Source organism: Desulfotomaculum copahuensis (assembly GCF_001655685.1).
In the GTDB taxonomy this organism is placed as follows: domain Bacteria; phylum Bacillota; class Desulfotomaculia; order Desulfotomaculales; family Desulfovirgulaceae; genus Desulfotomaculum_G; species Desulfotomaculum_G copahuensis.
The window spans coordinates 36810-59096 of sequence record NZ_LYVF01000106.1 but is presented as its reverse complement, the minus strand read 5'-3'; the positions used below and the strand labels follow the sequence as shown (position 1 = coordinate 59096).

General features: G+C 58.9%; 20 protein-coding genes. All 20 read right to left on the bottom strand.

Annotated features, from left to right (window positions below; genetic code table 11):
* Positions 1-6: 6 nt before the first annotated feature.
* The 20 genes from A6M21_RS07420 to A6M21_RS07325 all read right to left on the bottom strand — a co-directional run bounded on the left by A6M21_RS07420 (position 7) and on the right by A6M21_RS07325 (position 22259).
* A complete protein-coding gene (locus A6M21_RS07420; RefSeq protein ID WP_066667472.1) occupies positions 7-1170 on the bottom strand; it encodes a beta-ketoacyl-[acyl-carrier-protein] synthase family protein in 1164 nt (387 codons plus the stop codon).
* Positions 1155-2408 (bottom strand): beta-ketoacyl-[acyl-carrier-protein] synthase family protein, encoded by a 1254-nt coding sequence (locus A6M21_RS07415; RefSeq protein WP_066667471.1) that lies wholly within the window; start codon positions 2406-2408, stop codon positions 1155-1157. The genes A6M21_RS07420 and A6M21_RS07415 overlap by 16 nt, the downstream gene beginning before the upstream one ends.
* Positions 2409-2455: 47 nt before the next feature.
* Entirely contained in the window at positions 2456-3235 is a 780-nt protein-coding gene (locus tag A6M21_RS07410; protein WP_066667470.1) for a PIG-L deacetylase family protein, read from the bottom strand.
* Between the two features lie 35 nt (positions 3236-3270).
* Complete coding sequence (locus A6M21_RS07405; protein ID WP_066667469.1) at positions 3271-3669, bottom strand: hypothetical protein; 399 nt, start codon at positions 3667-3669, stop codon at positions 3271-3273.
* Between the two features lie 133 nt (positions 3670-3802).
* Positions 3803-4831 carry a carbon-nitrogen hydrolase family protein gene (locus tag A6M21_RS07400; protein ID WP_066667468.1) on the bottom strand — a complete coding sequence of 343 codons (1029 nt, stop codon included), beginning with the start codon at positions 4829-4831 and terminating at the stop codon, positions 3803-3805.
* Positions 4832-6814, bottom strand: a complete 1983-nt coding sequence (locus A6M21_RS07395) for a B12-binding domain-containing radical SAM protein (RefSeq protein WP_066667467.1) — start codon at positions 6812-6814, stop codon at positions 4832-4834.
* Entirely contained in the window at positions 6811-7224 is a 414-nt protein-coding gene (locus A6M21_RS07390) for an SCP2 sterol-binding domain-containing protein (protein ID WP_066667466.1), read from the bottom strand. Before A6M21_RS07390 ends, A6M21_RS07395 begins: the two co-directional genes overlap by 4 nt.
* Positions 7225-7301: 77 nt before the next feature.
* Positions 7302-10388 (bottom strand): efflux RND transporter permease subunit, encoded by a 3087-nt coding sequence (locus tag A6M21_RS07385; protein ID WP_066667465.1) that lies wholly within the window; start codon positions 10386-10388, stop codon positions 7302-7304.
* A 71-nt stretch (positions 10389-10459) separates the two neighbouring features.
* Positions 10460-10708 carry an acyl carrier protein gene (locus tag A6M21_RS07380; protein WP_066667464.1) on the bottom strand — a complete coding sequence of 83 codons (249 nt, stop codon included), beginning with the start codon at positions 10706-10708 and terminating at the stop codon, positions 10460-10462.
* A complete protein-coding gene (locus A6M21_RS07375; protein WP_066667463.1) occupies positions 10668-12191 on the bottom strand; it encodes a phytoene desaturase family protein in 1524 nt (507 codons plus the stop codon). The genes A6M21_RS07380 and A6M21_RS07375 overlap by 41 nt, the downstream gene beginning before the upstream one ends.
* Positions 12192-12243: 52 nt before the next feature.
* Entirely contained in the window at positions 12244-12681 is a 438-nt protein-coding gene (fabZ, locus tag A6M21_RS07370) for a 3-hydroxyacyl-ACP dehydratase FabZ (RefSeq protein ID WP_066667462.1), read from the bottom strand.
* A 15-nt stretch (positions 12682-12696) separates the two neighbouring features.
* A complete protein-coding gene (locus tag A6M21_RS07365) occupies positions 12697-13467 on the bottom strand; it encodes a 3-oxoacyl-ACP reductase family protein (protein WP_078060481.1) in 771 nt (256 codons plus the stop codon).
* Positions 13468-13482: 15 nt separating this feature from the next.
* Positions 13483-15546: a B12-binding domain-containing radical SAM protein gene (locus tag A6M21_RS07360; RefSeq protein WP_066667461.1), complete on the bottom strand. Its 2064-nt coding sequence runs from the start codon at positions 15544-15546 to the stop codon at positions 13483-13485.
* 31 nt (positions 15547-15577) lie between these two features.
* Positions 15578-15778 carry a hypothetical protein gene (locus A6M21_RS18725; protein ID WP_066667460.1) on the bottom strand — a complete coding sequence of 67 codons (201 nt, stop codon included), beginning with the start codon at positions 15776-15778 and terminating at the stop codon, positions 15578-15580.
* A 22-nt stretch (positions 15779-15800) separates the two neighbouring features.
* The gene (locus A6M21_RS07350; RefSeq protein WP_066667459.1) at positions 15801-16706 is read right to left on the bottom strand and encodes a hypothetical protein; all 906 of its coding nucleotides are present in this window, start codon (positions 16704-16706) and stop codon (positions 15801-15803) included.
* Positions 16707-17753: a peptidase U32 family protein gene (locus A6M21_RS07345; RefSeq protein ID WP_066667458.1), complete on the bottom strand. Its 1047-nt coding sequence runs from the start codon at positions 17751-17753 to the stop codon at positions 16707-16709. It abuts the gene before it with no gap.
* Positions 17750-18901: a metal-dependent hydrolase family protein gene (locus tag A6M21_RS07340; RefSeq protein WP_161486027.1), complete on the bottom strand. Its 1152-nt coding sequence runs from the start codon at positions 18899-18901 to the stop codon at positions 17750-17752. Before A6M21_RS07340 ends, A6M21_RS07345 begins: the two co-directional genes overlap by 4 nt.
* Complete coding sequence (locus tag A6M21_RS18355; protein ID WP_066667456.1) at positions 18888-19856, bottom strand: 2Fe-2S iron-sulfur cluster-binding protein; 969 nt, start codon at positions 19854-19856, stop codon at positions 18888-18890. Before A6M21_RS18355 ends, A6M21_RS07340 begins: the two co-directional genes overlap by 14 nt.
* Complete coding sequence (locus A6M21_RS07330) at positions 19846-21573, bottom strand: FAD-binding protein (RefSeq protein WP_078060477.1); 1728 nt, start codon at positions 21571-21573, stop codon at positions 19846-19848. Before A6M21_RS07330 ends, A6M21_RS18355 begins: the two co-directional genes overlap by 11 nt.
* Positions 21573-22259, bottom strand: coding sequence for a class I SAM-dependent methyltransferase (locus A6M21_RS07325; RefSeq protein ID WP_066667455.1), 687 nt, complete (start codon positions 22257-22259; stop codon positions 21573-21575). The genes A6M21_RS07330 and A6M21_RS07325 overlap by 1 nt, the downstream gene beginning before the upstream one ends.
* Between the last annotated feature and the right edge of the window lie 28 nt (positions 22260-22287).

Below are 22287 nucleotides of genomic sequence, written 5' to 3'. Positions count from 1 at the left end.
TTCACATCAACAGCACTTTTGCAGCAGGAGAGCTGAGTTTATTCCATCGCAACCCACCGATGTAATCAAGGCGTAATTGATTTCTTTCTTTTGCAACCGGCCGCCTCCGCAGTCAAAATCATCGTAATCAGCCGGCAGGTAGGCCGAAGGGGGAACCATACCTTCCCGCATGGCCATGATTGCGGCGGTTACCTGAAGGGGGCCGCCGGCACCGTAACATTCCCCCACCGCCCCTTTGGGGGCGAAAATTGCCGGACGGCATCCCTGACGGCCCAGGATGTTTCTCAGTGCCCGGACCTCACGTCTTTCCGGACGCGTACCAACAGCTGAAACCACCACCAGGTTCACCTCGCGGGGCTCCACCCCGGTTTTGTCCAAAATGTAACTGATTGCCCTTTCCAGACCATCCTCCCCAAAACAATTCTCATACCCACGGATCCGGGCGAACGCCGGCCTGCGTTTCCCGTTTGCCCTCGCTTCTTCCTCCAGCACCAGCAGGCAAGCCCCTTCCCCGGGCGGCACCCCCTTTTCCGGGGCGGCGCTGCTTCTGCCCTGTCCGGGCAGTAGCGATAGAGAGTGATAGCCCATAAAAATAAACTGGTTGAGCTCGTCACCGCCACCGGCCAGAAAAGCGGCGTAATCCCCCCGTCTGACGGCCCGGAAGGCGTAACCAAGGGCGTCCAGACCGGCGGTGGAACCGTTGCAGATGGTACAGCTGTAAGCGGTCAGATTGTGCGCTATGTTGACCCGGCTGGCCGGCGAGTTCAATACTGTGTTGGGAAACTTCACCGGGCTGATCAGGTTTGGCCCTTCCCGGTTGATGTCGATTTCATAGCCGTAAATACTGCTCAAGCTGCCGAAGCTGGTTCCGATCACCAGTCCGAGCTCCGCCAATTCTTCCGCACTCATGCCGCTCAGTGCCAGGTGGGCGGCCGTTAGCAGCAACAGCGTATTCCGGTCCAACTGACGCAGGCCTTTTTTCCCCAGGTACTGCTCCGGGTTGAAGTCCCGTACCCGGCATCCCACCGGTTCAGGTACCCCGGCGGTGGAAAAACAATCCAAATGACCATACCCCCGGCGCCCTTCCACCAATCCCCGCCAGAAGGCTTCCAGCCCCACGCCGAAACAACTGACCGTCCCCAGCCCGGTAATTACTACCTCCCGGCCCATTGGCGCTTACCTCCCGCGTAAAATTTACCCACCAACAAGCTGGAGCAGTTACCTCCAAAGGCATAAGCATTGGACATGGCCACCCGGACCGGACGCCAGCGGGGATGATTGGGCACATAATCCAGATCGCATTCCGGATCCGGTTCCTCGTAATTGATGGTCGGCGGAATAAAGTCGCGTGATACGGCCAGGCAGCAGGTCAGCGCTTCGATGGCGCTCGCAGCGCCCATGGTATGACCAATCATGGATTTGATCGAACTGACCGGAACCTGGTAGGCCAGCGGGCCGAAAACAGATTTGATGGCTCTGGTTTCCACTTCATCATTGGCCCTGGTGCCGGTTCCGTGAGCGCTGATATAGTCCACGTCGCCGGTGGCCAAACCGGCCATTTTCATAGCCGTTTTCATCGCCAGCACCGCTCCGAGGCCGGTGGGATGGGGTACGGTCATGTGGTGGGCGTCGCAACCCATTCCGTAACCCAGTACTTCCGCCACCACCGGAGCACCGCGCATAAGTGCGGACTCCATGGATTCCAGCACCAGCACCGCCGCCCCTTCACTGACAATCAAGCCTTTGCGGTGCAGATCGAAGGGCTGGCACCGTTCGGGAGCCAGGGCAAATATGCGTTTAAAACCATAAAAAGCCACCTGGGAAAAGGAGTCCACTCCGCCGGCCAACATTACCCGGCATTCCCCGTCACGGATCAAATCGTAGGCGTGGGCGACGGCATAGTTGCCCGCCGCACAGGCGGTGGGTACCGTCAATACCGGCCCGGGCAGGTCAAGGTCGGTGGCCAGATGACTGGCGATGGAAAAGGCCGTCGAACGCCGGATGAACCTCCCCATCATGCCGGGGCGGGAAAAGCCGTCCCCGTGCAGACAGTAACTGTCTACCAGATGGCTTCCCACCTGTGATTCCCCCATAGTGGTTCCCAGTACCAGACCGGTGTTGCAGCGTTTGATCCGGGAAGGACTCAGCCCGGCGTCTTCCAGGGCCAGCCGTGCCGCAGCCAGGGCCAGTTGGGAAGAACGGCCCATTTTGGCGGCCCGGTGCGCGGGCATGTAATTTAATGGATTAAAATCTTTAACTTCACCGCCGTAAAAACTGCGCCCGCCGGCTGTGCTAAAACCAACCGCTCCGATTCCCGGACGCCCTTCCAAAAGCGCCTGCCAGAACTCTTCCCGCCCCGTTCCGTTGGGGGCGACCAACCCCAATCCGGTTACCACAACTCGTTCCATGGCTTATTCCCCCATTTTGCAACTTTCACTTGTCTTTCCGCACCGCTTCATCCAGCACGACCGGAATCAACACACCGGGCCCCGTCTTTACCGTACAGCCGGCCGCTGTCAAAACCATTCAACCGGCAGACAAATTCCAGCCCCTGCGCCCGGTTCGCCACTGCATCAAACCACCTGCCCCGGCCGGGAATGATGCCTTCCGCGTAACGCACCCCACCTTGAACACCCCGGAAAAGATGACATGCAGTCATCTTTTCCAGTAAAAAGGGGACGCCGCCGGTTCCGCAGGCATGGGCTGTCACTGCCTTCACAGCCGTTTCAAAGTAAGGCGAGACATCCAGTAAAAACCAGGGTTGAAAGTTCCGGCTGGAAAAGGCCTCGTAATAAAACAACTGGGGAACCTGGTAGGGCTCCGGACCGCCCCGGTCCACCGCCGGCAAAACGGCGTAAAAGCAAGCCTGTTCGACAACAGCTGCCGCCGCCCGGTGATCCGGATGCTCATCATCGGGATGATTGACCAGGACCACCCGGGGCCGGAATTCCCTGATCCGGCGGGCCGCCGCCAGCACAGTTTCCGGCCGGTCGTCAAGCTCCAGATCCCTGAAAGGCAGAAACAGGTGCCGGTAACTTAAAATGGCTGCGGCCGCCGCGGCTTCCGTTCTTCTTATTTTCCCGGTCACGTCCGCTGTTTTCAGAGTTCCCCCCATTTCCCCGCCAGTGAGGTAAACCACTTCCACTTCCCAGTTAAGAGACGCGGCTCGGGCAATCACTCCCCCCAGACTGTATTCCGCATCATCGGGGTGAGGGCTGAATATTAATATCCTCATCTTCCGGCACCCCCCATTGGGGCAGATTCAACCGTCTACAGAAAACGGGGCAGCAGCAACCCGAAACCCAGTGCGTAGATTAAGTTGATAATCACCTTTTCCCGGGCGAAAGGGGTTTTGCTTACCACGGCCAGCACTGATGCCACCACGGCCAGGGCGAGGGCAAAAGCCAGGAAGTAACCGCCGGCCTGGGCACCGAACCGGGAAAGGAAGAATTTTTTATATACGGCGGCGCTTAAAATGCCAAAGACCAGCGCCCCCCCGCCAAAAGCAGCCATCATTGACGTGACGATGCCGCTGCCGGACATTTTCGCCATGCCTTCCACCATTCTGCCGCCGGCAATAACATTATCCCGTCCGAGAAACACTACCAGGGCGGACAACAAGCCCACCGGTATCCCGGACAGCAACCCCCTCCAGAGCACAATCAACATGTCAATCCCTCCTTAGTTGGTGGTTACAATTACCGGCCGGACCGCAAACAGACGCTCATGCCTGGACGGCACCGGCCTGTTGCGCCGGCAATTGAAGACAAACCGTTGCGGCCGGCGCGGACAGCCGTCATGCTCAGCGGGACAACTGTCTTTTGCCGCCCCGGCGCTGCCAGTTGGAAGCCAGCATGTCCTCCAGTCCCGGGCCGGCAGCAAGCCAGCCGGGATGGCGACCGAGGAACTGGTAGGTGTCCGGGCGGCGGTCGCGTAATATGAGCTCACGAATTTCCCTGCTCTCCTCCAGGTTGTCCAGCCGGCAGGAAACAACCGTTTCCTGACCGCCGGCTTCCACCGCCGGCAAACCGAGGGGAACAACAGCGCTGTTTCCGGTATAGCGCAGCACATGCCCGGACATCATAAAGGGCTCCACACCGGCATTATTGGCATAGATCACATTGGCGCAGGCGATTAAGGTCATGCATTCCGCCCAGCGGCGCTCATTGAAGTTTTGCAGGATCCGCTGACCGGACAAAAACAGGCGGCGCCAATCGTCTTCTTCCAGGCAAAAGTCCGGATTGCGCAGGGCCGTTGCCGTATCCACCACCCGGGGATTCAGTTCGGTCTCAAAGGAAGTGGATAACCAGACCAGAAAATCCGCATTCAATAACCCATATATCCGGACCACTTCCGGGACGGAGGCTTCACCGCAGGACAGCAGGGCCACCCGGCCGAAAGAAGTGGCAAATACTTCGTAATGGCTGCCCGGACATTCGCAAATGGAATAATGAGTTTTCCGGTGCACCCCGGCAATCTCCCCGCCCGGACCGATCAACAGGCAGCTTTTATACACCCGGTAGGAAAGGGAACGCCCCAGCCAGGTAAAACATCCCTCCTCACCGCGCTCAAACATGGAAAAAGCGATGTGAAGATTGAAATCACGGGCCATGCGGCCGATTTCAACGGTCAATTCCCCGGGCACGGGCTGCACGCAACGGTTGATTTCCCCGGCCGACCAGCCGTCGGGATGAATCCAGTGATCGGGAAACACAGCCAGATCCACTGGACCTTCCCGGTCGAGATGTTCTGCCAGAAGCCGGCGCCCCTGTTGCAAGGACTCTTCCAGAGCCGGGTAATAATTCACCTGTACCACGGCTACACGCGGCATCTAAACCCGCCCCCCCAAAGAAGAGGCCACATACGCCACCAGTCTTTCCATCCCCCCGTTCAACCAGGAGGAAAACTCCGCCGCATCCACTGCCAGTTCCCGGTCACCCGGTGTGTTTTCCCGGACCGGGCCAATCCCGGTAACCAGACCCTGGCGCAAATCAACAAGCAACTGGTGCCTGCCGAACCGGATCACCACTGATGTCAGTTCCGCGGGCAGCGCTTCTCCCTCCTGTACGAGCCGGTTGAACTGCTGCACCGCCGGGGAGCCTTCAGTCTCCACGGCCGCCACTGGATCCAGGGCCACTTCCGCCTGTAGCGCACTGCACCATTCCAGCCAGTCCAGGACCTGTTCCAGCGGCCCGGACACATTAACTTCACCTGCCAGACAGGCGCTCAGAGGTTCCAGGGTCATGGCGGCGAGCATTTGCATCATCGCGCTTTCATTACCCCGCACTATCACCTCCGCTTCTTCCCCCGGCTCCACTTCCCGCAGTTCACCGTTCACAATGCGCAGCCGGCACGGGATTCCAGCCGGCAGCTCAATGGCGACAGTAGCATTATAGCCGGCAAACCGGCTGGTCAAAAACTCCCGGGCCAAAGAGGCGTAACCGCCGAGCATGGCCTGCCAATCCTGAAAGGACGACGGCCGGATATTCCCGGTGTTCAGGGCGGCCGTCCAAAATATTTTGGCCAGCAGGGCGTTCATTTCCGCACCCGGCTGGGGACGCATATGTTCTTCCAGATACTCCCGGCGAAAGAAATATTCTTTGTTCATCCGTCTACAGATTTCTTCCATTTCCAATGGCATGTTCTTCGTTACCACATGGTGACAGTCATAGGCACGGTAGTCATCGGTGATTAAGGAATTTTCCTCCTTCGCCCGGCTGTAAAGCCTGGTTCCCGGCAGCGGGGTGAACAAGGAAAAAACCGGGCTGTCAATTTTCAAACTTTTAGCGTACTCAAAGGTCTGCCAGGCCGCCTGCGGGCTTTCATTTTCCGTACCGATAATGAAATAACCCCAGATAAAGATATTTTGCCGGCGTAACATCTCTACCGCCCGGTTGTTTTTTTCCACCAGATTGCCTTTTTTCATCGAATTCAATGAATCCTGATTGCCGCTTTCAATGCCCAGCAGTACGCAACGCACACCGGCCCGCGCCATGACCGCCGCCAGTTCCGGATCCCGTTCAAAGGCGTCTGTGCGTGCCTGCACCATATAGTTGGTGTTTTGCAACCCTTCTTCAATAATCAGCTCACAGATGCGCCTTAAGCGGGGAACATCTATGGCGATGCTGTCATCGGCGAAGAACACAAACAGGGGCGCATAGAAATCCATGAGCTGCTTAATTTCCCGCACCACATTTTCCGGCGAGCGTTTGCGCCAGGTGTGCCCGTAAAATGAGGACGCCGTGCAATATACACATTGATAGACGCAACCCCGGCTGGATTCCACAATATGCACCAGTTTGCGCGAATTGTCCATTAAATGCCGGGCGGGCGGACGCTTTTCATTCAGGTCGGCAATTAATTCCCGGGGCGGGTTATGGACCACGCGCCCTTTTTCCAGATACGAAACTCCTTTGACTCCAACCGGCGAGGCACGCTGAATCAATTCCCGGGCGGTGAGTTCCCCTTCCCCCCGGACTACATAATCGATGGCCCCGCTCTGCAACAGGTATTCCGGTATAAAAGTAGCCGTGTTGCCGCCCAGGACAACTTCTATCCCCGGCCGGCAATCCTTAATCCGGCGGGCCAACTCCAAAATCCGGTAGACCGAAGGCGCGGAGAGCAGGGTAATTCCCGCCATATCCGGCGCAAACTCCTCCACCTCAGCCAGCACGCCCTCAATGGTACCGTCGCAGGCGTCCAGAATACGCACCGGGGTAATATCCTCCAGATAGGCGGCTACACAGGAAAGGCCGTACCCGCCCATCGGCACCGCCGGCTGCGGCTCCGGCGGCTGGATCAAAAGAACACTCATGCCCTCACCTCCTCACAGCCTGTTTCCTCCTGCACGGACTCTCTGTAAGCACGGCACATTACACCGGTCATGGGTAAAATTAGAGACATCTTTTTCTGGTTTTCAACCTTGATCCGGATTTTTCTCCTGGCCACTGCTTCCATGGGATGCATCGTACGCATCAGGATGCTGTGATGAGTGGAAAAATCCATCTCCATAACAACCGCCGGATTGGGGGCCGCCCCCTCAACCACTTCCATCCGGCCGTCAACCAGGCGCAGGTAAAAAGTCAGTTCCAGATCTTTCAAAACATAGCCCACTTCCACCCCTTCACCTTTCTGGAAAAAAACACTGGCGTTCCTGTCCGCACCCATCTTGGCGCAGGTCTTCTCCATCCGTGACAAAACCAGCCGGCGATCGGCCTTGATCATTTTTTCTGGCTCCTTTCGATATTACCCGTCTCCGGGTTAGCAACTGCTCATCACACAAAACCGGGCGGCTCCAACGGTCAGTCCGGACCGTCCCGGGGAGAAACCAGGGGCACTGCCGCCCTCCGGCCGGGCAGTACTTTCCGCCGCAGCCAGTCACTGCCGTCTTCTATAAGCGTATAGGAAACTGGAACTACAATCAGGGTCAGCAAAGTGGAGAATAGCAAGCCGCTGATCAGTACCACCGCCATACCGGAGCGGGCCTCACTGCCCGGCGTCAGGGCCAGCGCGGCAGGCAGCATCGCCGATACCAGAGTCGCAGTGGTCATCAAAACAGGTCTCATCCGCACCGCGCCGGCCTCCTCGAGCGCCCGGCGCAGGCTCATCCCGCGCTGGCGCAGGGTATGCGTATAATCAATCAACAGGGTACCGTTCTTGGCCACCAGTCCGTCCACCATGATCAAACCAAGCATGGACGTGAGGTTTAAGGTTTTGCCCGTTAAATACAGGCCCAATATGCCACCGGCCAGGGCCAGGGGCAGGGAAACCATGCGCAGCACCGGCGTGGTAAAAGATTCATAAAGAATAATCAGGATCAGATATACCATCATCACTGAAAGTACAAGCACCACCAGCATGGTCTGGAAAGAATCCTGCATATCCGAGGCCTCACCCTGAAAGACCACCCGGTAACCGGCCGGCAGGGGCTGCAGCTGCAATTTCCGCCGGATATCATTCAGTACATCCCCCAGCGGTCGCCCCCGGGTATTGGCTGAAACCATGATCATCCGTTCCCCGTTATAGTGATTCACTTCCACCGGACCGGCCGTGTAGGAAATATCCGCCACCTGATCCAAACGAACCGTTCCCTGACTGGAGCTTCCCACCGGCAGGGCCGCCAGATGCCCCGGATCATACCGCCCGGAACCGGCCAGGTGCAGACGCAGGTCTTCCTCCCGGCCGTTTTCCAGGTACATCTGATCGGTTTCCCCTTGCAGGGCCAGGCGCACATTGGCGGCAATCAAATCCGGACTGAGATTCATCCGCGCGGACCGCTGTTCATCAACGGCAATATCAATAGTGGGCTGGCCCTGATGCCAGTTCATGCTGACATCCGCCGTTCCGGGCACGGAACGGACTGTATTTTCCACTTTTTCCGCCAGCCCGGCCAGTTCATGCAAGTCCGGCCCGGTAACCATCAGGCTCACCGGCGGAGTCGCCCGTCCAAAAAGCACATCTTCCGCCACCCGCAACGTAACCCCGGGCGGCATCTGGAGTCCCCGCACCTCATCTTCAATCGCCCATACGGAAAGCTTCCTTTCCCGGCGGGGCTTCAAGTCAACTTCCAGCTGGGCCAGGTTGTAACCTTGTCTTAGCTCGTTCGGAATAGCCCCCGCCGTTGCCAGCACATCCGCCACCCCGGCCATTCCCTGCAGCTTCTTTGCCGTCCTGCCGGCCGCCCCGGCGGTATCATCCAGGGAACTGCCCGGCGGCAGTTCCAGGTAGACAAAAAACCGGCCGGTGTCAATCCGGGACATGAATTCCGTACCGATCCGCCCGCCGGCGGTCAGAGCGGCCACCGCCGCCAGTGTGGCGCCGGTCAGGAGGATTACCGCCGCCCGGTGGCGCATCGACCAGCGTACCACACTCCGGTAAAAGCGGTGCGCCCGCCGCGTCCCGCGCTCATCAGCGGCCGGTGACGGATGCAGATAGCGGGCGGCCAGCATGGGAGTGAGTGTAAACGAGACCAGCAGCGAGATGAGGGTGGCACAAACCACCACCAGCCCGAAGTCCCGGAAGAACTGGCCGATAAACCCGCCAACCAGCGCCAGGGGGGCAAAAACAGCCACATCGGCCATGGTAATGGCCACGGCCACTTTGCCGATTTCCTCCCTGCCCTCAACGGCGGCCCGCCGGGGGTCTTTACCCGCAGCCATGTGACGGCCGATGTTTTCCAGGATGACAATTGAATCATCCACCAGAATCCCAATGGCGATAATCATGGCCATCAAGGTGAGCATGTTCAGGCTGATCCCGGCAAAATACATGATCAGCACCACGGCACAAAGGGAGGTGGGTATGGCCAGCATGGCAATCATCGCCGAACGCCACTGGCGCAGGGCGACCAGCAAAACCAGCCCGGTTATGATGATGCCTTCGGCTAGGTTGTGTACGGTTTCGGAAAGCACCTCCCGGATAAATACGGATGAATCCCCCAGTGCCACCAGGTGTACACCGGGCGGCAGTGCGGACTGCAACACGGCGGTTTCATGCCGGATTGCATCCGAAGTGGCCACCAGACCGGCGGAGCTGATCTTTTTCACCGCCACCGTTACAGCCGGCTGGCCGTTCAAGCTGACCCGCTCGCTCTCCGGAGCCGGATTCTCCTTTACACCGGCCACATCCCCCAGCAAGACATTGTTATCGCCGGCCGGCACCGGCACCGCGGCCAGATCCCGGATGCTTCCAAGCAACGGATGGATCTGGGTCTCGAATTCCCGGCCGCCCTGCTTTACATCCCCCCCGGGCAACGAAAAATTAACCGCTTTAATCGCAGCGCTGATTTGAGCCAGGGAAAGGCCATACCCGGCCAGTTTAACCGGATCCACCGCCACATCGATTTCCCGCTGCCGCCCCCCGGACACGTCAACCTCACCCACCCCGGGCAGGCTGGCCAGACGGTCTTTAATCTGGTCATCGGCCAGGCGGTACAACTCCTCCGGGGAACGGGACCGGCTGGTCAGTGCCAGGGTGACCACCGGCCGGTCATTAAGATCAAACTTGAGCACACTGCTTTTTATTTCCGGCGGTAAATCGTTCTTCTTTTCCGCAATCTTTCTTTCCACATCAACCACGGCTTGATTCAAATCAGTGCCCGGTCTGAGTTCCAGAGCACAAACGGCTGATCCGGAAAAGGCGCTCGAATATATATCTTTTACACCGTTTACAGTTTTCAGGGCATCCTCCAGCGGCTTGAGCACATTCCGTTCAGACGCCTGTACGCTGCCGCCGGGATATTCTATCAACACCGCCACGTTGGGTATGTCCACCGCCGGGAAAAGCTCCACGCTCAACTTTCCCTGCAGGAGAAAACCAGTCACGATTAGAAAAAGTGCCAGGGCGCCAATTGTCACCGGTTTTCGGACGGCAAAGTTTGTTAAATGCATTCCTACCTCCCGAAACAGGATTGATTGGGCCGTTCATTCCGGCCGCCCGGTTGTCATTCAGGCGGGCGGTTTTAAGAAGCCTTCCGGGCGAGCAGTTCCTGCACCAGTTCCACGCTTCCGGCAATACTGTCCAGGCGAGGCAGGTGCTCTTCGGCAATGGACACACCGTAGCGTTTTTCCAGCGCCACGGCAATCTCCAGAGCCGCCAGTGAATCCACCTGATACTCCCTGGTCAGGGAAGCATCCGGCCGGAGCAGCTCCGGTTCCAATTCAGTAATTTCAGCCACCATGGACTTGATTTCCTCGGTTATCTCCAACATCGCCAAAATCCCCTCCGTAAAGATCTTCCAGCACCATCCGGCTGGCATTGATTCCACTCTGCACCACAGCCATTCCGCCACCGCCGGGCAAAGTATAGTGCCCGGTAAAATAAAGCCCTTTCACCGGCCCCCTGCTTCTAGGCCGTCCCATCATGGTTTGCCCCGGAGTGGGGTCCAGGCCGTACAGACAACCTGATTCGTTGGCTGTATAACGGTAAAAAGTGGACGGCACTGCCGAGTTGTCCACGCTTAAATGGCGCGCCAGGCCGGGAATCACTTCCTCCACCCGCTGCAAAATTTGCCTGCGGACGGCGGTGCGGTTCTCCCGCCAGTACCTTTCCGTCAAATAACCGGCCAGCACAGTGGCGCTCAGGCAGTGATGCCCCGGCGGGGCCATCGCCGGATCATGCATTGATCGGACCGTAACGTACAAGGCGGTTTCCGCCAAATTGCTGCCGCTTTTACTGTTTGCATAGCTTTCCGTGTATGCCGCGTTACGGTGCAGGATCCAGGCCCCGGCCGGTACACCGAGACGGAGCAGATCCATACCGGTACCACAAAATACCCGTACCGCGGAAAGACTCACTGTATACTGTTCCATTTTTGAGATCTGCACCGGACTGATCAGATCATGACGGTTTAAAATGCGCCAGGCCTCCAGGAGGTTGCCGGACCAAACCACGGCGCGGGCATAAATGTTTTGACCATCATCCAGCCGGACCCCCTGCACCGCCCGGCCGGCAACCTTCAAACCGGTCACCCGGCGGGCGGTCAACAGCTCACCTCCTTTTTCCCGGAAAACGCGGGCCAGTTCATCGGGAAGATTTTGATTCCCCCCTTCCACAACATAAGCACCATCCTGGAAGTTGGCCATGAGAATGTGCGTGCTGTAAATGGCCGACGCCAGCCGGGGGGGCAGTCCCACCACCGGCCAGACGGCCCCCAGGGTATGTTTCAGCTGCTCACTGGTAAAGAATTGATCCAGCAAATCTTGAAAAGAGAGATGCCGGGACTGATAAAACACGCGCAAGAAATCCCTGGCCGCCGCGGCTGCGTAAGGGGCCTGCAATACGGACCGGTGCGTATCCCGCGCCCAGGTGAAAAACCGCCCGATTCCCGCTTTTTCCCCGGGGAAAAAGAAACACAGCTTGCGGATCAATTCATTCAAACCGGCCGGCATGGTAAAACTATCCCGGCCCAAGCTGATCGTGAAAACCGGGTCCAGGCGTTTGAAACCCAGCCGGCTGTCAATACCCAGTTGCCTGAAAGTATGGGCCAACGGCCCTTCCGGACCGGCGCCATTGATTGAATCAATGCCGCCTTCAAAAGAAAATCCTTTTCTGGTGAAAGTTGTGCAGTAACCGCCAACCCGGGAGTGTTTTTCCACCAGCAGCGTTTTGCATCCCCGGACGGCCAGCAGGGCGGCACAAGTAAGGCCGCTCAAACCGGCTCCAACCACCACCACATCAAAATCGCCCGCCATCGTGTTACCTGCCCCCTTCAACGCCCGGCCGGCACACCCGTTCACCCGCCTTTTACCGTGCCTGGGCGCTTTGTATCCCGAACATCAGTTGACCCCGCGCCACCACCCCGTTGTTCACCCGGGCCTCCCCCTCCACCACCATACCCTCGCCGGCCGCTTTGATCATGGAAACTTCAATATCCAGCCGGTCGCCCGGAAAAACCGGCTTCAGAAAACGGAAACGGTTGACGGCGGCCAGGAAAAAACGGCTTTCCGCCGGCTGGCTCCGGGATATGACAGCCAGGGCACAGGCCGCCTGGGCGATGGCCTCAATGATCAACACACCGGGCAACAGGGGATAGCCGGGAAAATGGCCGGCAAAATACGGTTCGCTGCCGCTTACGTTTTTATAGGCATGGATGGACTCCCCGGCCTGTACATCTTCAATCCGGTCCAGCATAACAAAAGGCGGCTTGTGCGAAAGCAGGCGGAGCAACTCCCGGTATTCCATCACCGGTACACCTCCTCAATGTGTTAAGGCGCCGCCCAGTGTAAGACCGCCGTCAATGGCAATCACCTGACCGGTGATATAGGCGGCTGCCGGGGAAACCAGAAAAGCCACCAGTTCGGCCACCTCCGCCGGGGCGCCCACACGCCCCAGGGGAATGCGGGAAATCAACTCCCCGGCTTTAGCCGGCGGCATTTCCCTTACCATTCCGGTATCGATCAAACCGGGAGCAACGGCGTTGACCCGGATCCCGAAACGGGCCACTTCCATGGCCAGGCAGCGGGTAAAGCCGATTAAACCCATTTTGGTTGCGCCGTAGTTCGTCTGACCGGCCAGGCCGATCAAGCCGCTTACGGAAGCAATGTTTACAACTGCGCCACTTTTTTGTTTCATGAAGTCATAAATTGCCGCGCGGGTCAAATTGAAGGCGCCGGTTAAATTGACGTCCAACACTGTTTGCCAGTCGGCGAAAGACATCAGCACCAGATTTTTATCCCTGTTCAGACCGGCGTTGTTGATCAAAATATCCAGCCCGCCAAAATGCTCCCTGACCGTTCGGACCAACCCCAAAGCCTGCTCAAGATCGGCCACGTCGGCCTGCACGGCCAGCCCGCGGCTGCCGGAACGCTCCAGCGACTCAACCACCGCCCGGGCTTCACCGGCGCTTCGGGCATAGTTAACCGCCACCCGCACCCCCGCTTCCCCCAACCGCAGGGCAACGGCCTGTCCGATACCCCGGCTACCGCCGGTAACCAGGGCCACCTTGCCCTGCAAGCCGGAATCCGCCACTGCTACCACCTCCGCTTAAGCGCTGATGCGCACATTCAACCGGTCAAGATAACCGCCCCGGTCAATACTGGCAAGTCCCTCGATTATCGACCCAAGCAGGCCGTCCGCCCGGATATCTTCCCGGGAAAGCAACCGCCCATATACATCCGGGTCTCCGGTGAGCAACTGGCGGAAAAGCCCGGCATCAACGATCCGGCTGTTTGCCTGCGTCCCTGCCCGCAACTGCAGTGCGGAACATTTTCCGTCATGCAGATCAAACACCAGCGTATTACTTCCATCACCGATGGCTCGTTGCGCGTCTCCCTCCACCCCCGTCCCGTCCCGCTGTTCGTTCAGCACATGAACAATGGTATTCGGATCATAAGACGGTGCCTCCATCGGGTTGAGCATGACTGCTTCCTGAAAATCGTTGCACCAATTGATAAAAGGAAGCAATTGCTCCGTTGCGGCGGTTGTCCCGGCCAGGCCGGCCATAAACATGCTCAACGCGTCCAGCCGCCCGGCGCCGAAGAGCTCCACCAGCGTGCCGTTGTTCAAGTCAATTTCTATTTCACCGTTGTTTTCCGTTTCAGATATTTCCTGAATTACGCCGTTTCTTATTTTCAGCAGCAGTTGACCGCAACCCCGGATTCTGAACAGCACATCCGCCCGGTAACCGGGCTGCCCGTTTTGCAGTGCGTCGCTGCTTAACTGGCCGAAGGCGGTCAGCGTTTTTACCCACTCACCGGTAGTTGACGGCCCGCCGTAGCGCAAATGGCAGGTTGACAACCAGCAGGCCCGGGCATAGAGGCTTTTGACCGGGTTTTTTTCATCAACTGAAAAGTTGTCCTTGATCCAGGGGATACGGATGTAAAATTTGCGGTGCATCCGGCGGCAAACCTCTTCAATGCCGGGCAGGGTGGATTTGAGTACGCGGGTGAACTGATCATAGTCAATCCAGCGTTCGGTAAGTAAGTCACCACTGTCTCTGGCCCGTTCGTACAACCTGGTACCCGGGTAGGGGGTAAGAATATTGAAGTTAACCGCGTCCAAATCCAGCGCGAGCGCAAAATCCACAGTCTCAAAAAGCATATGCTCCGTTTCGTGCGGGTAGCCCAGGGCAAACAGGCCTTCAGTGAAAATGCCGTGGGACTTCAAAAGTTTTACTGCTTCTTGAATTTGTTCACGGTTGATACGCTTGTTCATTACTTGCAGGGTGTAATCGCTGGCGCTTTCAATGCCGAGCATGGCCACACCGAAACCGGCCCGGGCCATCTTTTCCACCACCCCGGGATTGCGGGCCAGGGCATCCGCCCGGAAGGAGGCGCTGAACATTACCTGCAGGCCTTCGGCGATGACCAGATCGCAAAATTCCGCCACCCGTTTCATATCCAGGCCGAAATTGTCGTCATAAAAGGTGATATACCAGGCACCGAAATCTTGAGCAAGGAACTTGACCTGTTCGGCCAGCCTGGCCGGGGACATGGCCCGGTAAGTGCGGCCGTAAAACTGGTTGGCCACACAAAAATCACAATCGAACAGGCAGCCCCGGCTTGATTCCACCGGATGGACCGCCGGTATGCCGTCCACCAGGTGGTACGCCGGCCGTCTTTTGCCGTCCAGGTCGGCAATCAGTTCCCGGGGTGGATTGTCGATAATCTGCCCGTCCCGCCGGTAGGTCAGTCCGGCCACGCCTTCCGGCGTTCCCTTGCGCACCAGTTCCCGGATGGTCAATTCCCCTTCACCGCGGACGACCATGTCCACCACGCCGGAATTCAAAATATACCGGCGTAAAAATTGCGCGCCCGGACCGCCAAAAACAACGGGTATGTCCCCCAATTCCTTGATTCTCCCGGCCAGGGCAATATTCATATCCGTAACCAGGGTATAATTGTTGGTAATGCCGACCAGGTCGGGCTGAAACGAGCGCACTCGCTCCACCACATCCGCCGCACTGTCCAGGGTGGCGGAAATAATCCGCACTTCGGCCACATCTTCCAGATAAGCCGCCACACAACACAAACCGAGCGGCAACGTGACCGGTAAAGGCATGTTTTTAGGTTCCGGCGGCTGAACAAGCAACACTTTTTTCATTTGCATTTTTAGCCCTCCGCTATGCAATCCATCCCGGTCAGGCGCCCCGGGCGGTTCTCTGGTAACGCCGTTCACGCTCGGAAACCAGCGTTTCCAGGTCCAGTTGAAGAAACAAGACGGCCTCTTCGGCTGGAATACCTTCTTCCGCCAGCAAACCGGCAGCATCTTCCTGCAGTTTGCGGCGGAAGGCCGCATCGCTGAGAGCCCGTTCCAGGAGCTGTTCCAGAGCCGTTTTCATCTGCCCGTTTCCTCCTTTATTTTCACGCCGGTACCACCGGCTGATAGACCAGACGTTGAAAGAAAGACCCGTAATTATCCCGGCCGGACAAGTGGTTTAAGTAAAAAACCGTTTTGCCCCGGCGCAAAAGCTCAATTCTGGCGCCGTTCCCCCGCCGCAGGCTGGGGGCGTAAAAACGGCGCATCAACTGGTAGTACCGGCGGCACTGGCGGGAGCAGGCCAGGTGAATTTTAAACTTTTCCCCCTCGTCCCGCCCAAGGGCGGCCATCACGCAAACACGGCCCGTGGAGACGTAACCAAAGGGCACATACAGGGAAAGGGCGAAACCGCTGTTGCCGACTTCCGTGTCAAAGCCCTGGGGCACGGGATCAAATTCAACGCGTTCAACCCGGAAACGGGACAACAGGCGGCGGTACCCGCCGGCGGTTATATTCGATGAACGCAACAAATCCCTGGCTCCGGGAGTGAAAAAACTTTCGTATTCCTCCCCGGCAAAGCGTGGATCACGGATCATCTTCTCCAGCATCCGGCCGGCCACCGGTTTCAACCGCGGGTAATCCTGCAGCAGGGCCAGCACGCCGTAATCATTGACCACCACCTCGTCGTCCGCCAACAAGTCCAGCAACTCCTTAACCGCGCCCAGTTGCTCATCATTGACATACGGAGTGACCAGGGTGAAGCCCAGCCCCCGTTCCTGCGCAATAGACCGGGCCTGTTTTACTTCCTGTGCATCCGGCATCAGGCGGGCGCAAAACTCCTGGCCAAAATACAGCCGGGTCAGGGGCAGACGGGCGCACCGCTCCGCCAGCTCATTTTTGACCTGCCGTTCCCACTGCCGCAGGGCGGGGTGGGCGGCCGGGGCGAAGGGCTCCTGAATCAGGGATAGATCCGCGGCTTTACTGACATAAAAAGCCCATTCAGCATTCAATCAACTCACCTTCTTTGCTTCCCGCCCGTCAAAGGCGTCGGGGAAATAACACCGGTAGCCCAGCTGGCATAATTCCGGGAAAACCTGATGCGGCTGCATTTCCCGGCGGATATCGGCCGGATCCGCCCCCCGGCCGGCCATTTCCACCGCCCGTCCCAAATGCCACAGGGATTTTAATTTTTGAATCAGGGGCAGGTTGCGCCCGGATACTTTTAAGGCGGTCATGCGGCAATGGCGCATGACGTAGGGCACCGCGCACAGACCGCAGCCATTGTTTTGCCAACCCTCCCGATCGGCGGTTTCATCAACGTAAGGCTGTACCCACTGCCGGTAGGCGGTTTCATTCTGCCGCAGCCGCTGCGCCTCCTGAAAACCGATTTCCCCGGCGGCGGCGTAATAGGAGGTCGTCCAGTCGTCCCGGCAAAATTCCCCGGCACAGTGCAGCGTATTGCAATTCCCGTCGTCAAAAACACAGCGGTCCTCCAGGATCAGGCATTCATACTCCATTTCCGGCACAGCAGCGGTGATCCGGGCCATTTCACGCAGGGTGATGTGACGGGGAAAAGTAATCCGCGAAACCCCCAGGGATTGAAAGAAACGGGCGGCGGCAATATTGGCCACTTGCGTGCAGGTGCTTAAAATGATCTTGATCCCCATTTCCTGTTCACCGACGGCCTGGATTAATCCCGGATCGGCCACCACTATGCCGGATACTCCTGCTTCCTGCAGGGCGCGTATATACTCCAGGATGAACGGGTAATTCCGGCCGGTGTAGTAGGGGGCGTTGACCGTCGCATACAGGGGCACTCCGAGCTCCCCGGCCTTTGCGGCCGTTTTTTTCAGTTCGTCGTAGCTGGTGATATTGGCAAAAGGCGACTCCCGGCGGTTCAAAGAAAGTTGCTGGGTGCCGGTTTCATCAGCCTCCGGACGGTTGTAGTCGGACATCCAGCTGCCGTCGGTATAGCCGCAAAAGAGCTCCGTCGCCCCCGCTTTGACCATTAAAGGCACCTGCCCGGAACCGTTTACCGGAGCAAGTATTTGCATCATGCTATTCCCTCCTTCGCCCACAGATCCGCTTTGCCGGCCGCCGGAATGCACCCGCGCAGGACCTGCGCCACATTGTCCAGCGCTGCCGGATCTTGCAGCGGATCGCCGGTCACGATCAGCAGATCGCCACGATAGCCGGGCGCCACCAGTCCCAGCCCGTTCCAACCAAGCATTTTTGCCGCCTGGATGGTGCAACTGGCCAGTGCTTCCGGCCAGCTCAGCCCGGCCCGGCGCAGCCAGCCCAGCTCGGCGGTTATGCCGCAAAAACCGTTGTATGGTGTTCCGGCGTCGGAACCGGCCACTATGCGCACGCCGCACCCGCGGGCCACGGCCACGGCACGCAATTGCTCCTGTAGCGCCCGGGCGGCCTTTTCCGCCATCTCGCCCCGGCCTTTTCCAGCCATCGCCGCAAAGCCGGTGCAGGTGGAAACCAGGGTGATCTCCCGCCGGGCCATTTCCCGGGCCAGTTCCACCGTCAAGCCCAGGCCGTGTTCAATGCTGTCCACTCCGGCGGAGACGGCCATGGCCACGCCCTCCCGGCTTTGTACATGCGCCGCCACTTTAGCCCCGCAACCGTGCGCTTCAATTGCGGCGGCAAGCAATTCGTCAAAGGAAAATTGCAGCTGACCGGGCGGCCTGTTCCCGGTGACCACGCCGGTGGTCAGCATGATCTTGATCCAGCCGCCTTCTCCGGACAATTGACGCTGGACGGCGGAACGGATTTCCTTTTCGCCCCGTACCGGTTCACCGATGGCTGCGCAGTGCCCCCCCGGCACGGTCAGCGGCCGGCCGCAGCATATCAGCCGGGGGAAGCATTCCGGGGGCTCCAGGACGGCCTGCGCATAACCGGGGTTGAATGCCCCCCCGGCGTCCCGCAGGCCGACCACGCCCCGCCGGAGCAGTTCCAGACACCTCTCCCGCAGTGGCGGACTGAAGTTCACACCGGCCAGGGGATCGGCGCCGCCATCAAGCTGCAGGTGCACATGACTATCAATCAAGCCGGGCAGGACGGTGAAGCCGGACAGATCAAGGCCCCCGTCACCGGCGTAACCTTTGCGCGCCAGGACTATGTATCCTTCTTCCAGACAAAGCATCATACCCTCCCGGCGGCCACGGGCGTCAACGATCGAAACATTATTCAACAGCATTTGCCTCTCCCCCCCGTGCGGCATCCTCTGGAACGGCGCTGCAACTGTTCCCCATCAAAGGGCCAAAACAACGTTTATGATATTGCAAGCGGGGATCACCGGCAACAACTGCCTGTTCTTTCTTTCTTTCCTCCCGGGTGGCGCCGGCAAGGAGCAAAAACCGGGATGAAAGCAGGGAGATAATTTCCGCCTCGTCCCGCCCGGCCGTATTCAGAACCAGATCCGCACGCAGCTTGTTTTGCCGCTCCAATTCCGCCAGGGCGAGCACCCGTCCGGCGGGCAGAAACTCATCCGCCGCACGCAACCGGTTACGGTCCAGCAGCACATCCTCCGGCGCAGTAAGGCGCACCGTCAGCGTACGGGCCTGCATGGCCGCCAAATGGGCCAGCAACCCCTCCCAATCGGCGGTCCGTTTGAAAAAATCATCAATAATCAGATCATAATCCCGGGTTATAAAGTTGGCGGCCAGAGACCTGATATTCCGGTATTTCAAATCCAGCTGCGCTCCGGAATAAATACACTTGTAGATCAAATGGGCGACCTGATCACCATTAATCAGGGCCACCCGGCCATCCACTGCCTTCAGCACACCGCGGGCAACAGTGCTTTTCCCGGACGCCGGGGGCCCGGTAAGAACCAGGCAGACCGGCGGTTTCCGGGGGCGCACCACCAAATCTCTTAATACACGCTCCCGGCTGACCGGTTCCAGGGTCATCTCCCGCCCGGCCGGGGTGCGGCAGGCCGGAACCTCCAGACCGTTCACCTTGATCCGGCAACCGCCGCACAATCCCCGGCGGCAGGAGACGGGAAAAGCCAGCGTGGGATCATAATGGCTTTGTATATCCACCAGCACGTCCAACACCGTACGCCCCTGATAAGCCACCCCGTCATACTGTTCAAACCGCCCGCCGTCACTCCGCCAAACCCGGACCATACCCCGCTCCTCAGTCGCCACCGGCCATCCCTCCTGTTTCAACCGCCGCTGCCACCGGTTCATGCCGGATGCTCCATGCTCCGTCCGTATATTGCACCAGTCCGTTGACCAGCCAGTTTTCGTCGTCCCGGGACGGGAAATCCAGCCGGGCATGTGCCCCCCGGGTTTCCTCCCTGGCCCCGGCCGCCAGAATCACCGCCTGTGCCACGTCGAGCATGTTTGCTGTTTCCAGCGCCCCCATAAACTCGTGATTGTAGACCATTCCATCATCCCGCAGGGCCACTGCCCGTTCGAACTCCTGCCGCAGGGCGTACAGTTCGGCCGCGGCGCGCTTCAAACCGTCCCCTTCCCGCAATACACCCGCCTTTTCCCACATCAGCTCTTGCAGGCGTCTTCTAAAATGATGATGGCTTTTGCCGCTCCGCCGGCTCAACCATCCCCGGTAGCGCTCCAGCGCCCTGTGCGCCGCCGGCATCGGCTCACCCCGCTCCGCCGTCTGCTGCGAGGCGGCGGCCAGACCGGCCCGGCGGCCGAAAACCTGCGTCTCGGCCAGGGCATTGCCCTGCAGGCGGTTGGCCCCGTGCAGACCGCCGGCCACCTCGCCGGCCGCCAGCAAGCCGTTCAGACTGGTGCGGCCGTCGGCGTCAATTTTTACCCCACCCATGGTAAAATGGGCAAATGGCGCCACTTCAAAGGCATCCCGGCAAACATCCAGACCCGCTCCGTTCAGATCGTACCCCCGCATCACATTCCCGGGGAACCAGTGCTCCATGAAATCACGCACCGCATTCTGCGGCAGGTGGGACACGCTCAGGTAGACCCCGCCGTGGGGGCTGCCCCGGCCGGCCAGGATTTCCCCGGCGATCCCCCGGCTCAGCAGATCACGGGTGGTAAGCTCGGCCCGCCGGGGATCAACCCGGGGCATGAAACGCTCGCCCAATTTATTGTATAAACGTCCCTGAAGCATATAAACCAGCATGGAAACCTCATGCAGGCCCCATAGAACGGGTGGCCAGACCACACAGGTGGGATAGAACTGGATAAATTCCATGTCCACCAGCACGGCGCCGGCTTTCAGGGCCAGTGCGTGCCCGTCCCCGGTGGTGCCGGCCGTAGCGCTGCAATAAGGATGATAAAGCTCCTGTACGCCTCCGGTGGCCAGGACTACCGAACGGCAGCAAACCACCTCGAATTGTCCGGCCGCCATATCCCAGGCCAGCACACCCGCCACCCGGTCCCCTTCCAGCAGCAGGTCCAGGACCATAAAGTATTCCCGGACGGTTATATCCATTTTTCTAATCTCTTTGTTTAACGCCTTTTGAAACTGCCGGCCGGTTTCAAACCCGGCATGTACTCCGCGGGGGAAGGAATGACCGGGAATAGCCACCTGCTCATAGCAGTCTCCATTTTTGTCAAAAGTCACCCCGTAAGCTTCCAGCTCCCGGATACGTTGCGGCGCTTCAGCTGCAAACACTTCCACCAGGCGGCGGTTGCTTAAATACGCGCCCCCCTGCACGGTGTCCTTAAAATGTTCCCCGGAGTTGTCCCGCCGGTCGGCGTGGCCAAAGGCGGCACAACAGGAAAAGGGGGCCATCAGCGTTACGCCGCCGTGCTCCAGCCGGTCCTTGGTGACCAGCATCACCCGGGCGCCTTCCCCCCGGGCGGCGATGGCCGCCCGGCACCCGGCGCCGCCGCTGCCAATTACAAGCACGTCGGTAGACGAGGTCAGCATGGACATCACCGGCTCCCTCCATCAACGGCAACGGCCTTTATGTTCATGGCCAGCCAGTCCCCGCTAAGCGTCCATTCCGGCAGCATGGAAGACTTTAAAAATTCGTCAATCTCCTGCATGGTGTAGGCCGAATTGATTGAATCCAGGTACTCCTGCCGCACCCCGCGCAGAAAAGGAGGCATGTAAAAAGCGCACATGGTTTTGATCAGCTTCAAGGGCCAACCCCAACGTAAATCACGGACCAAAATAAACCCGCCCGGTTTTAGCACACGGTAAGCTTCGTTGAACACCGTTACCGGGCGGTGCCAGTGATGCATGGACCCCATGCTGACCACGGCGTCAAAACTGTTCCCGTCAAACATTTCGAGATTGGCCGCGTCACCCTGTACCCAGGTGGTGCGCCCGGTGATGCCGTTCCCGGCCGCCCGCCGGGCGGCCGCCTGCAGCATGTTTTCCGAAAGATCCAGTCCGGTGACCCGGACGGCGGGGTGACGGCGGGCGATTTCAACGGCCAGACATCCCGGTCCGGTACCGATGTCCAGAACCTCACCCCCGGCCGGCAGCAGGGATAAAATTTTTCCAGCCATTAATTTGTATTGCTTGCGCATATGCCCGGACCGGCTCATCAAATCATATTCCTCCACCACCGGTGCGGCTTCCAGGGCTTCCTTCTCCTGAATCCGGTCGCGCATGCTCGGAACCTCCCTTCAGGCGGCTTGA